At 45.8% G+C, this 12,217-nt stretch carries 11 protein-coding genes and 2 pseudogenes; 8 read left to right on the forward strand and 5 right to left on the reverse strand.

All coding sequences use genetic code 11. From position 1 onward, the window contains the following. Window positions 1-101: 101 nt before the first annotated feature. The 3 genes from LW728_RS02730 to dnaK form a co-directional block, all read right to left on the reverse strand. Window positions 102-1,310, reverse strand: a complete 1,209-nt coding sequence (locus tag LW728_RS02730; protein WP_287765071.1) for a quinone-dependent dihydroorotate dehydrogenase — start codon at window positions 1,308-1,310, stop codon at window positions 102-104. Between the two features lie 104 nt (window positions 1,311-1,414). Further along, window positions 1,415-2,290 (reverse strand): DnaJ C-terminal domain-containing protein, encoded by an 876-nt coding sequence (locus tag LW728_RS02735; protein ID WP_002800979.1) that lies wholly within the window; start codon window positions 2,288-2,290, stop codon window positions 1,415-1,417. A gap of 180 nt (window positions 2,291-2,470) precedes the next feature. Next, window positions 2,471-4,633: a molecular chaperone DnaK gene (gene dnaK / locus LW728_RS02740; RefSeq protein WP_287666553.1), complete on the reverse strand. Its 2,163-nt coding sequence runs from the start codon at window positions 4,631-4,633 to the stop codon at window positions 2,471-2,473. 204 nt (window positions 4,634-4,837) lie between these two features. On the opposite strand from dnaK, the pseudogene LW728_RS02745 reads away from it, so the two are divergent. Beyond that, window positions 4,838-5,027 (forward strand): annotated as a pseudogene (locus tag LW728_RS02745) (hypothetical protein). Between the two features lie 124 nt (window positions 5,028-5,151). On the opposite strand, the gene LW728_RS02750 reads toward LW728_RS02745, so the two are convergent. After that, complete coding sequence (locus tag LW728_RS02750) at window positions 5,152-6,078, reverse strand: RluA family pseudouridine synthase (protein ID WP_287765073.1); 927 nt, start codon at window positions 6,076-6,078, stop codon at window positions 5,152-5,154. A gap of 104 nt (window positions 6,079-6,182) precedes the next feature. Here LW728_RS02750 and LW728_RS02755 point away from each other — a divergent pair, with 104 nt between their 5' ends. Continuing rightward, window positions 6,183-6,374 carry a hypothetical protein gene (locus LW728_RS02755; RefSeq protein WP_285891567.1) on the forward strand — a complete coding sequence of 64 codons (192 nt, stop codon included), beginning with the start codon at window positions 6,183-6,185 and terminating at the stop codon, window positions 6,372-6,374. A gap of 519 nt (window positions 6,375-6,893) precedes the next feature. Here the strand turns inward: LW728_RS02755 and ndk are convergent. Beyond that, window positions 6,894-7,343 carry a nucleoside-diphosphate kinase gene (ndk, locus tag LW728_RS02760; protein ID WP_002800982.1) on the reverse strand — a complete coding sequence of 150 codons (450 nt, stop codon included), beginning with the start codon at window positions 7,341-7,343 and terminating at the stop codon, window positions 6,894-6,896. 434 nt (window positions 7,344-7,777) lie between these two features. On the opposite strand from ndk, the gene LW728_RS02765 reads away from it, so the two are divergent. From LW728_RS02765 to LW728_RS23090, 6 genes and pseudogenes are all read left to right on the forward strand, one after another. Continuing rightward, window positions 7,778-8,416, forward strand: coding sequence for a histidine phosphatase family protein (locus tag LW728_RS02765; protein ID WP_287765075.1), 639 nt, complete (start codon window positions 7,778-7,780; stop codon window positions 8,414-8,416). Window positions 8,417-8,465: 49 nt separating this feature from the next. Beyond that, complete coding sequence (locus LW728_RS02770; RefSeq protein WP_002759710.1) at window positions 8,466-9,110, forward strand: histidine phosphatase family protein; 645 nt, start codon at window positions 8,466-8,468, stop codon at window positions 9,108-9,110. A gap of 303 nt (window positions 9,111-9,413) precedes the next feature. Further along, entirely contained in the window at window positions 9,414-10,127 is a 714-nt protein-coding gene (locus LW728_RS02775) for a biotin--[acetyl-CoA-carboxylase] ligase (protein ID WP_287765077.1), read from the forward strand. A 45-nt stretch (window positions 10,128-10,172) separates the two neighbouring features. After that, window positions 10,173-11,417 (forward strand): M23 family metallopeptidase, encoded by a 1,245-nt coding sequence (locus LW728_RS02780; RefSeq protein WP_287765080.1) that lies wholly within the window; start codon window positions 10,173-10,175, stop codon window positions 11,415-11,417. Window positions 11,418-11,654: 237 nt separating this feature from the next. Then, window positions 11,655-11,924, forward strand: coding sequence for a hypothetical protein (locus tag LW728_RS02785; RefSeq protein ID WP_353845699.1), 270 nt, complete (start codon window positions 11,655-11,657; stop codon window positions 11,922-11,924). A 1-nt stretch (window position 11,925) separates the two neighbouring features. Further along, window positions 11,926-12,192, forward strand: a pseudogene (locus LW728_RS23090) (type II toxin-antitoxin system RelE family toxin). The last annotated feature ends 25 nt before the right edge of the window (window positions 12,193-12,217 follow it).

Consider the following 12,217-nt stretch of genomic DNA (forward strand, 5'->3'; position numbering starts at 1 on the left):
TGTAAACAATTGTAAAAAAGCTGGATGCTCACGACCTAGATTCTTTCTATTAACAATTGTTATTTAATCATCGAGCCTAGTAAACAATGTCTTTCTTTTTCTTATTCTGACTCCTGAATACGGGTCTGTGACTCTTTCCCTAAGGGAATATTTTTGATTTTTGGCAGAAGTTCATTATTAATTCCCACCGCTTGATTAATATTAGTCAACCCATTAGCCTCTAATTTTTCTGTTAATCCTTGTAAAATATTTGATACTAGCCAGGGTCCTCGGTATAACCAACCGGTATAAATCTGTAATAAACTCGCACCGGCGGTAATTTTTTCCCAAGCATCATCGAGAGAAAAAATTCCTCCCACTCCAATTATTGGTAAATTGCCTTGGGTTTGCCGATAGATAAAACGGATCACTTCCGTGGAACGTTCCCGCAAAGGTTGCCCACTAATTCCCCCTGCTTCTTCAGTGATTGGTTTACCAGTTTCAGGCAGAATTGTGGTTTTTAATCCCGTGCGTTTAGTGGTGGTATTAGTAGCGACAATTCCGGCTAACTCATAGGAGAAAGCTAGATCAATAATTGTTCTGATATCTTCCCATTCCAAATCGGGAGAAATTTTCACTAATAGGGGTTTTCTGCCTTGATTTTCTGTTTGTAAAATGTCGAGGATTTTATCGAGTTGTTCACCACTTTGCAGGGAACGCAAACCTGGAGTATTGGGAGAACTAACATTAACGACAAAATAATCAGCATGGAGGAATAAATAGCGAAAACTGCCTAAATAGTCCTCCGGGGCCTTTTCTAGGGGCGTATTTTTCGATTTACAGAGGTTAATACCGATGGGAATCTGTCGGGGTTGTCGTTGCCAAGATTGCTGGAGAGTTGCCGCTAGAACCGGCGCACCCAGGTTATTTGCCCCCATACGGTTTAATCCAGCCAAATCTTTTGGTAAACGAAATAATCTCGGTTTTGGGTTGCCCGGTTGCCCTTCTAGGGTGACAGCACCCACCTCGGCAAAACCAAAGCCGAAATTATGCCAAAGTCCTGCCCCTAAACCGTCTTTATCGAATCCTGCCGCCAATCCGACGGGATTGGGGAAATTTAACCCCCAGAGGCTTTGAGATAGGCGAGAATCGCTAAAACTCAGGGATTCTGATAATTGTGAGATTAGCCATTGTCCCCAAAATTCCCCCCGCGAGCGATCGATTTTTTGGAGAGTATTTAATAATTGTTTTTGTGTTCCTTCTAAATTGCCCCGAATAGCCTTGAAAGCTAGGGGATAAAAAGGTTTAATTGTATCAATTATATTGGTCATAAAAAGACAGGAATTAAGGGTTAGGTGTAGGGTGGGTTAGGCAAGAACAAGTTATGTTTTTGACAAAAAAATTCAAATTTGCCGTAACCCACCTAGCATAATCTTTATAAACCCTGGCGAGGGTTAAAAGTTTCAATCGCCCGTATTTTTTGATAAAGTTCTAATTCTTCAGGGCTAGGATTGGGAGGATTAACTAATATAATTTCCACTAATTGATCGCCCCTTTCTCCTTGGGAAGTGGGATAACCTTTATTAGCCAAACGTAATCTTTGACCGCTTCTAACCCCCTTAGGAATCATCATTTTAACTAAACCGTCAATGGTAGGAATTTCCACAAAACCGCCCACAATTGCCTCGCTAGGAGTAATCGGCACTTGACAGACAATATCAGAACCTTGAATCCTAAAAAAAGGATGCCTAGCAATAGTTATTTTTAAATATAAATCACCCCCTTCAATCCCCTGACCTTTGAGACGAATTTTCTGCCCATCGATCATAGCTGCCGGCATATCTACCTCTATTGATCTACCATCTTCCAGACGAATTCTTTGTCTGCCACCTTGATAAGCTTTCTCCAAAGGTAAAGTCAATTTCGCCTCCACATCTCGACGAGTTAAACGGGGAGAGGAGGCAATTTTAGCACGCTTAGTATTAAGGTTATTAAAATCTCTAAACTTCCATAAATCCTGTTCTGTACGGGGGATTTTTCCATTCCCGTTACTATTGGCTTTTTCCCACGGACGTATCCCAAGACGCTTATTACCCGTCAAGGAACGATTATACTCAACTCGTTTTTCTTCATCGGAAAGAACATCGTAAGCTTCATTAATATCTTTAAACTTTTCTTCGGCCGATTTATCCCCCGGATTAACATCAGGATGATATTGGCGAGCCAGTCGTCGAAAAGCCTTTTTTATCTCGTCACTGGTGGCCGTGCGAGATACTCCTAAAAGATCATAATAATTAACTAATTGTGGCATATATTCAGTTATCAGTTATCAGTTATCAGTTATCAGTCATCGGTTATCAGTTATCGGTTATCAGTTATCAGATTTGAGTTCTAAGTGAGCAGTATGTATTAAGCGAGCAGTATTAAATAGTAGTTTCCCACTGTTTTTTTACTGATTACTGTTTACTGATTACTGTTTACTGATCACTGATTAAAACCAATCATCATCGTCATCATCCCAGTTATTTTGGGGGGGAATATTGCGGGAACGATTGCCGCCGCTGCGGCTACTTTTACTATTGTTATAACTTTTTTCCTCCGAAGGGGGGGGACTTTGCCAATCGCTATCGCGGCCATTATCGTAATTGTCCCGATCGCGGGGGCGATAACTATCTTGATTAGCCGAATAATTGGGTCGATAATCGCTTTGATAACCCGGAGTACTGGGACGATAATCCTGACGATAACGATCGCGACGCGGTTCGGAGGGAAGATCATCTTCCTTATCCCCGGTAAAAGTCTTGCGAATAGCGCTAAAAAAGCCCTCGTCTTCCTCGTCGTATTGTAGGCGTACCTCGCGATTTAGTTCATATATAACATCCTGTAGGTCCGCCTGGGCGCGATCGATGCGACGGTCATCATTTTTCTCCAAAGCGTCGATAATTTCCGTACTCAAAGACTCAATTTGACGACGATAGGAACGGGTGAACTCATTACCAAAATCGAGAGTAACATCTTTTAAGCGTCGTTGGGCTTGATCCACCAGAGAGCGGGCGCGATTGCGTTTATCCACCTTTTCGCGACGGGTACGATCTGCTTCGGCAAATCGGGCAGCATCGCCGATCATGCGGTTAATTTCCCCTTCGCTGAGGGTAGAAGCGCCTTGAATGGTGACACTTTGTTCCCGTCCGGTCATTTTATCCCTAGCGGTGACTTGTAGAATGCCGTTAGCATCGATATCGAGGGACACCTGCACTTGGGGAATACCCCGGGGTGCGGGGGGGATACCGGTTAATTTAAAACGTCCCAGGGATTTATTATCGCTGGCCATTTCCCTTTCCCCCTGCAAAACGTGAATTTCCACCACAGTTTGATTATTTTCGGAAGTGGAAAAAAGGTCAGATCTGCGGACGGGAATAGTGGTATTGCGGGGGATTAACTTTTTCATCACACCGCCGATGGTTTCTAAACCCAAGGATAAAGGGGTCACATCGAGGAGCAGCACGTCTTTGACCTCGCCGCCCAAAATTCCCGCTTGAATAGCCGCCCCGACCGCTACAACCTCATCAGGGTTAACATTTTGATTGGGTTCCCTATCGATAAAACTCCGCACCAAATCCTTCACCACCGGCATCCGCGTGCCGCCGCCCACCAGTACCACTTCGTCTAGTTGGACGGGGGACAAACCGGCATCAGAAAGGGCCCGTTTGAGAGGACGACGGAGACGACTGATTAAATCGCCGCATAATTCCTCAAATTGGGCCCGACTCAGGCGAGTTTCGATGTGTTTTGGCCCGTCTTCCGTGGCGATGATAAAGGGTAGATTAATATCGGTGACACTGACCCCAGACAGTTCAATTTTGGCTTTTTCTGCCGCTTCTGTCAGTCTTTGTAAGGCTTGCCGGTCTTGGCGCAGCTCCACGCCTTCCTGTTCCAAAAATTGATTGGCTAACCAATCGACGATTCTTTTATCGAAATCATTACCGCCTAATTGGGTGTCGCCACTGGTGGCCTTCACCTCAAAAACGCCGTCACCCACTTCCAGGATAGAAACATCAAAAGTACCGCCCCCCAGGTCAAAAACGAGGATTTTCTTGCTTTCCTGTTCATCGAGACCGTAGGCAAGGGCAGCGGCGGTGGGTTCGTTGAGAATCCGCAGCACTTCTAACCCGGCAATTCGGCCCGCATCCCGGGTGGCTTGACGTTGGGAGTCGTTAAAATAGGCGGGGACGGTGATGACGGCCCCGGTAACTTCTTCCCCTAGATAACGGCTGGCTTCTTCGGCCAATCGCCGTAAAACTAGGGCGGAAATTTCTTCGGGGGCGAATTCTTTTTGCAGACGGGGGCATTTAATTTTGATATTGCCCATCTCATCCCGGCGGATGGTGTAGGGGACGCGCTTCGATTCGGGGTTTAATTCCGAGTAGCGACGACCTATGTAGCGTTTGATTGCATAGTAGGTGTTTTGGGGATTAAGTACCCCTTGTCGCCGGGCCATTTGACCGACCACTAACTCCCCATCTTTATTAAAACCGACCACAGAAGGAGTGGTTCTCATGCCCTCCGAGTTGGCGATGACCACTGGCTTTCCGCCTTCCATCACGGCGACGACGGAGTTAGTTGTCCCTAGATCAATGCCTACTACTCTACCCATGCTTGTTTTTGTCTCCCCCTAGATTTCGATAACTTCGGGACTTTTACCTTCGATCGATAGTTTAAATCGCTTAATGCTTGTTGACAATATTGTATCGAATTGTCTTAGGTTCTCGCTCTCGCTTCGGAGCGATTGAGGGTGTGATTACCGAAGTGGTCTTTTAGTGATCGCTTGTCATCCGGCTTGGGGGGTTTTAAATAGGGTCTGCGGCAAAAAGTTTTTCCTGGGTGTAGGGTGTGGGGTGTAGGGTGTGGGGTGTGGGGTGTGGGGTGTGGGGTGTAGGGTGTGGGGTCCCATTTTCAGACGGTCAATTACCTAATTTTCAGGGAAAAAGTCCCTCAATTTTCGCCCCGATCACTCTCGGCTGGCACTTTTTGAGGTCAAAAAAGCCTAAAGATATTATCCCACAAGGTTTTTAGATTTATTCAGCCAACCCTAAATATTGCTAGATTTGGAGATTTGCGCTATTAAACCTCTTGCAAAAGTCAAAAAGTAATCAATCCTGATGCTGAAAGCATCTATTCTTCTTTCTGTTGCCTGACTTCTGCAAGAAGTCTATCCACTAATTCCGGCGGGGCCTGACAACAAATAGAGATTCTTTCCCCTGTACTGGGATGATTAAAAAGGATTTGATTGGCATGGAGATAATAACCACAATCTCCCGGGACCGCATCCGGTCGCGGTAATCCTCCCACGCCATACAAGGGATCACCGATTAAAGGATAGCCAAAAAAGGCCAGATGAATGCGAATTTGATGGGGTCTGCCCGTAAAAATTTGTACTTCTAATAGGGTACTATCGGGATGTTTTTTTAAGACTCGACCATCACTGCGGGCCGATAACCCATCTGTGAGCGCACCGTAAACGTAGCCTAAAATGGGATGGGCGATTTTCCCGATCGCTTGATTAATAGTAAAATTATCTGGTATGTCGCCCTGACCAACTAAAGCTCGATATATTTTGGTAATTTTCCCCTCTCGCATCTGTTGACTCAATTTAGCTCTGGCGGGCTTTGATTTCGCCATTAAGACTATACCGGAAGTGCCGCGACCAAGACGATGAATTGGATAGGGAGTGACCTCGACATAATGCTGATGTACCAGATGGATAAGAGTATGTTCGAGAAATCCACCCCCCGCTAACACTGGTAATCCCGAAGGTTTCGCCACCACTAACACCTCGGCATCCTCGTAGAGTACCTCAAAAAAAAGCGGTACATCCGGTTCTGTCCACGGCGGGCGCTGATAGGTCAATTGCTGCCCGATTTCCAAGATTGTATCGGGGCAAGCGGGACGACCGTTGACGAGAATTGCTGCTGATAAAATGCGATCGAGCCATTCTTCTGGGCTAGAATGGGGATATTTGCCCGCATAGTAGGCTAATAGGCTTAATCCTGCCTGATTTCTGCTAATTTTATCTCGATAAATCCAACCTTGATTGGGCATTGGGGAATTATGAATTATGAATTATGAATTATGAATTATGGTTCTTCGATTTGTGTTATGCGATGGATGGGATTACAAGGGATGAAAACCTTATATAGAAAGAAATTCGGGGATTTATGTCAATTGTTTTCGATCTAGAACTAACTAATCAATTAAGTCTCTTGCCAGATAAGGATTTAGTTGATTTATGCCACCCGATCGAACCATACCAAGTAACGAAGAACCTGAATTATGAATTGGGGAGAAGGGAGCAGGAAGAAGGGAGAAAAAGCTGTCTCCTGTCTCCTGTCTCCTGACTTCTCACCCAATGTTCGACAAAGATAAGCAAAAATTATTTATTGACTCCAAAGACTTGAGAATATTTAAATTAACATTCCGCAATATTTACAAATTCTTAAGAATTAATTGAGAAAGATTTTTATTTAACAACGATGTTACAATGGTTGCAGCGATTTTACTGAATTTCATAATGGGTTATTTTGTGCTTTTTTGGGCAGCAATGGTTGAAACCCTTGCCACACCGACAAGGTGATCCTAATTAAGACAGGTAAATCAGTCAATTTCACCCACAACGATGATCTTTTTTTTGTGTAGTTTTATTGCAAAAAAAAAGTTTTTTTGACAAAAAGCACAAAGTATGCAGGAGCAGTTATTGCAGAGTGGCGAAGTGGGGGAGTGGGAATTATGAATTATGAATTATGAATTGGGGAGGTGGGGAAGTGGGGTGTGGGGAGAATCAATAAAAATAATCTTCTGCCTCCTGCCCCCTGCCGACCGCCGACCGCCCCTGCCCCCTAAGGGCTTCCAGTGGGGATTTACTCTACGACCCAGGGAGTGATGGCGGGAGTCCAATTAGCCAATTCTGCATCGCTAAACCAGAGACTAACTTCATCTTTGGCGGTATCTGGACCATCGGAACCATGGATAAGATTGCGTCCGACACTAATGCCAAAATCACCGCGAATCGTACCAGGTTCAGCATTGAGGGGATTAGTGGCGCCAATAATTTTTCTAGCGGAGGCAATTACTCCTTCTCCTTGCCAAACCATGGCCACCACGGGGGAGGAAGTAATAAAATCGACTAGAGAACGGAAAAAGGGTCTTTCTTTATGAACAGCGTAGTGTTTTTCCGCTAATTCACTAGAAACCTGCATCATTTTCAACCCAACCAGCGTAAAACCTTTAGCTTCAAAGCGTTGAATAATTTCCCCCACCAGATTGCGCTGCACACCGTCGGGTTTAATCATTAAGAAAGTGCGTTCCATACTGCCTCTTAAAATTTAGCCATAAATTGTCACAAAACCCAGATTAACCCAGAATGGCATCCTAGAGAATGGCAGAATTTCGCTTCAATTGCTGAGTCAGCTTGCTGTCCGACTGAGATAGAAAGTGTTCGTTTTGTCTCCCGACACCCTAGAAAAACTTTTTTAGTAAACCCTAAATATAGTGGTAATTTAGAGAATTACTGGGAAACAAAAGGTAAAAAGGTTGACATCCTCGCCGCCCTAAAAGTGCGGCGATTCCTAAACCTCACGATTTAAGTTTCTGCTTCCACCACCGTCGCATACCACAGTTAAAAAACCATGTACTGTCTTACACAGGATGATTGTCGCGGCGAATTGCCTTCGCCCTCTTTTAATAACTTCTGCTTATCGGTATAAGTGGGAGAGAGTCACAAATATTGAGATGCACCCAAAAGATGAGTCTAAAACTTTACTTTTTGCGTCATGGCGAAACCACAGCCAGTCAAACGGGTAGTTTTTGCGGTCGATTAGACTTGGAACTAACCCTGGCAGGCTATGAAATGGCCAAGGATTTCGCCCTTGCCTATCGAGATGTGCCTTGGACAGCGATCTATTCTAGTCCCCTCAAGCGCACCATGGCCACCGCCATCCCTTTAAGCGATCTCTTAGGTATTCCCATCCACAAACGGGAAGGATTAAAAGAGATTGCCTACGGCCAATGGGAGGGAAAAACCGCAGCCGAGGTTAATCGGGAGTTTCATGATGATTATGTGCGCTGGTTAGCAGATCCAGGCTGGAATTCTCCCACAGGGGGCGAAAAAGGCATCGATATCGCTCGCCGCAGTTCGGAAGTATTAGAGGAGATTGACCATAATCACGATGATGGCCATATTTTGATCGTTTCCCATAAAGCAACGATCCGAATCATGTTATGTTCTCTTTTAGGCATTGATATCGGCCGTTATCGCGATCGAATTGCCATGCCCGTGGCCTCGGTAACGATCGTCGAATTAGCCGAACACGGTCCCCTCTTTCAAGTTATAGGCGATCGCTCTCACCTCCGCAATGACCTGCGCTCGCGAGCGGGAACCTAACCAGTCAACAGTAACAAGGGAAGCCCCGGATTTGGTCTGCTGAAAAACTATGTGCTTGATGTTATATTTTCTACGACACGGACAGACAGCCTATAGCAAAACGGGAGGATACTGTGGTACTCCAGAAAATGACCCCGGTTTGACTGCCGAAGGCATCGAAATGGCCGAGGAATTCGCCGATGTCTATCGTTCTTTACCTTGGCGTGCAGCCTACGTCAGTCCCCTACAAAGAGCTATTCAAACCGCTAAACCCCTCTGTGAAGCGGTGGGACTAAAATTAGAAATCCGGCAGGGATTACAAGAGATCGGTTATGGTCTTTGGGAAGGTATGCACCCTAACGATATCGATCGTCAATACCATGATCTCTATGTGCGCTGGTTGACGGATCCTGCTTGGAATGCTCCCCCCAACGGGGAAAGGGGTATCGATATCGCCCGTCGTTCCGCAGCCGTTTTGGAGGAAATTGAACACACCCACAGTGATGGCAATATCCTGATCGTTTCCCATAAGGCCACCATCCGGATCATGCTCTGTAGTCTGATGGGTATTGATGTGGGCCGTTATCGCGATCGATTTGAAATGCCCGTGGCCGCTGTCAGTATTGTCGAATTAGGCAGTCGTGGCCCGCTTTTCCATGGCATCGGTTTACGTTCCCACCTCAGTGAGTACCTGCGTTCTCTTCCTTGCACCTAATCAGTTATCAGTGATCAGTGATCAGTTATCAGTGATCAGATGTCAGTTTTGATACTCAATCCGGTTATTAAAAACTGATTATCTATTCCCTCTTTTGCCTCTTGCCTTTTGCCTGTCCTGATATGTAGCCTATACTCAACGGATTTAGCATTACTTCCCACTTGATCATTCAATCCAAGCTTTTGGGGGGTTCTACCCCCCAAACCCCCCGTTGGGGGCGTGGCGCCGCCCCCAAACCCCCCGCGCATTAGTTTTTCGGTGGGATGCTTACACGCAGCTGCTGATACTCCCCACTTCCCATTTATGCCCAAAATCCATCACTTTGAGCTATTACCTTCCACTAATACTAAAGCTTGGCAATTATTAGAGTCGGGGGAAAATCCGCCTTTTGTGGTGACTGCTCGTCAACAAAGTGCTGGGAGAGGACAATGGGGACGGGAGTGGATTTCTGAACCGGGAGGATTATATTTATCTTTGGCGTTAAATCTTGATTTAGAGGTGGATAAATCTGCCCATCTCGTTCTCGCTACAGTTTGGGGCATCGCTTATCACCTCAATTGTCAAGAAATACCTGTTAAAATCAAATGGCCGAATGATTTAGTATTACTAGGGCGCAAACTAGGGGGAATTAACCTAGAAACCCGTATTCAGGGCCAAAAAATCCCGCAAGCAGTCATCGGAGTAGGCCTCAATTGGGCCAATCCCGTCCCCCCCACCGGTATTAATTTACAGGCTTTTACTGGCAATAAAATCACCTCGATCGCTCAATTAACCGATGTCACCAGTGATGCTATCCTATACGGCTATGAATATTACTGTCATCGCGGCATAAAAGCCCTATTAGCCTCCTATTTAGAACTTTTTGCCAATTTTGGTCAAAAGATAGCTTTTGAGGGCTATCAGGGCATAATAACCGGGGTAAGCGATCGAGGGGAATTAAAAGTTAAATTAACTTCGGACAATGCCAGTAGCGAAATTTATATACCGGCCGGTAGGGTTAGTCTCGGCTATAATTGAGTCTAAATATTTTTTTGACTAAACTGTGAGAAGTGAGGCCGCCCTATGTATCCTTCATCGGTGATATTGAAACTTTTTCTAGGAAAATCCTTAAAAAAGAAGCTGAGTTTATGCAGTGGTCTCGGTTTAGTGATTAGCGGTCTGATTACTCTTGCTCCCAATGCGATCGCTAATTCCGAAACTGGCAGCGAAACCCCGGTAGTGGAAAATGCCGCCCCGACTCTAAAAGCCCCCGTTATCAAAGAAAATACTAATCCTGCCCCCCGTCTGGCTATCCCCGAAAACCATCAAACCGATATGCCTACCCTTGCCCCCCGGGCCGGCGGTAAAAATAATTTTATCGATACCAGAAACTTTAACCCCCCCAGTTCCGTTGTTGTCACCGAGCGCCGCAGTGGTTGCCAAACCATCGCCCAAAATGGTCAACTGGTAGGAGGTAGCTGTAATCTGGCGGCCCGGTCCCCCCGTCGTCAGCCGGTCAGCACTGTGGCCAAACCCTTACCCCCGGTTAATCTGGCCCGGGTGCGTCTCAATCCTAATCCAGCCGTGCGAGTAGGACGGCAGCCCCGAAATCAGCCGGTTATCGCTAATAATTCCCTGGGTCGTTATGCCCCCACTCTCGTCGCTTCTAGCGCCCCGGTACGTCTGGCTGCCCCCACGGTGATTCCCAGTCAGGTGGTAGCCCTCAATCCCCCGGAATGGAATGGCGTAAAATTGGCTTTGGCCCCGGTGACTCGCGCAGAAGTGGAAGCAATCAGCGAAGCGACCACCTATGAGCGGGCCACCCGTTTAAGTCCCACGGATTCTAACCCAACTCAACGCACGGATTTACTCTTTCCCCTCGCCCTTCCCGCCCAAATTACCTCGGTTTTCGGGTGGCGAAATCATCCGGTCAGCGGGAATCGGGCCATGCACGCGGGTACTGATTTAGGCGCACCGATGGGAACACCTGTATTAGCCGCCTACGCAGGGGAAGTGGCCACCGCCGACTGGTTGGGAGGTTACGGATTAACGGTGATTTTACGTCACCTCGATGGTAGTCAAGAATCTCGTTATGCCCACCTTTCGGAAATTACCGTCAAACCGGGAGAATGGGTGGAACAGGGCGCAGTTATCGGTCGTGTGGGTAGTACGGGACTTTCTACCGGTCCCCACCTACACTTTGAATGGCGACACCTAACCGAACAGGGTTGGACCGCCGTAGATGCCGGTTTACATCTAGAATTAGCCCTCGATAATCTGGTGCAGAGAATGCAAATGGCCGCAGCCACTGACCCTAATCAGAATTAATTTGTTTTGGGTTACAACTCTAGCGGTTTTTGGAACTTAAAAACGCATCGTTGAGCTTTTGCCCAATTGATGCGTTTTCATACATTCGCAGTATTAAGTAGTTGGACAAAAATAAAGTTAACTGTGGGGTAAGGGACTTGCGCTTTGATAATGTACCTTTTGGGCGAACGCAGTTCGCCCCTACATTGTGGACAAAATCCGTTACTGTAGGGGCGCAAAGCTTGCGCCCTCCGATCAATTGGGATATTATTCCCCTCGACTCCAGAAGATTTTTTAGATTCTGAAACATTAGTACAGGTCGATTTAATGCAGCAAAAGATTCAACAATATATACAAACCCTATCAGTAGAAAATTTAAAGATGATTCTAGAATTTGCCGCTTATTTGTCAGATAAAGAAAGTGAAAAGGCAACGCAAGAAATTAGAGCAATCCCGAATATTATGGAACATTTGAAAGAAGCTGAAATGGATTTACAATCAGGTTGCCTCATTGATTGGGAAAGCTGAAATAACTTATAAAGTCCGTTTGACAGCTAAAGCAAATAAAGTTTATTCTGAAGCGGATTCAATCTTAAAAAAGAAGATTGCTAAGTGTTTAAAACTCGTTCAAGAAACACCGAAAAATCACCCTCAAATTAAAGCATTAAAGGGAGAATTTGCCTAGAAGTATCGCTTCCGCGTTGGAGACTATCGGGTTATCTATACCGTTGATGATAGTCAGTCTCAAGTTATCGTCTTGCTGATTGAACATCGCAGTCAAGCTTACCGCCAATAAATAGGGTTTGCGGCAAAAAGTTTAT

It is taken from the genome of Microcystis sp. 49638_E5, assembly GCF_021300285.1.
Classification (GTDB): domain Bacteria; phylum Cyanobacteriota; class Cyanobacteriia; order Cyanobacteriales; family Microcystaceae; genus Microcystis; species Microcystis aeruginosa_C.

Coding starts and splice junctions, on each gene's coding strand:
- LW728_RS02730 (WP_287765071.1), bottom strand. CDS start 1,310: ATGACCAATATAATTGATACAATTAAACCTTTTTATCCCCTAGCTTTC.
- LW728_RS02735 (WP_002800979.1), bottom strand. CDS start 2,290: ATGCCACAATTAGTTAATTATTATGATCTTTTAGGAGTATCTCGCACG.
- dnaK (WP_287666553.1), bottom strand. CDS start 4,633: ATGGGTAGAGTAGTAGGCATTGATCTAGGGACAACTAACTCCGTCGTC.
- LW728_RS02750 (WP_287765073.1), bottom strand. CDS start 6,078: ATGCCCAATCAAGGTTGGATTTATCGAGATAAAATTAGCAGAAATCAG.
- ndk (WP_002800982.1), bottom strand. CDS start 7,343: ATGGAACGCACTTTCTTAATGATTAAACCCGACGGTGTGCAGCGCAAT.
- LW728_RS02765 (WP_287765075.1), top strand. CDS start 7,778: ATGAGTCTAAAACTTTACTTTTTGCGTCATGGCGAAACCACAGCCAGT.
- LW728_RS02770 (WP_002759710.1), top strand. CDS start 8,466: ATGTGCTTGATGTTATATTTTCTACGACACGGACAGACAGCCTATAGC.
- LW728_RS02775 (WP_287765077.1), top strand. CDS start 9,414: ATGCCCAAAATCCATCACTTTGAGCTATTACCTTCCACTAATACTAAA.
- LW728_RS02780 (WP_287765080.1), top strand. CDS start 10,173: ATGTATCCTTCATCGGTGATATTGAAACTTTTTCTAGGAAAATCCTTA.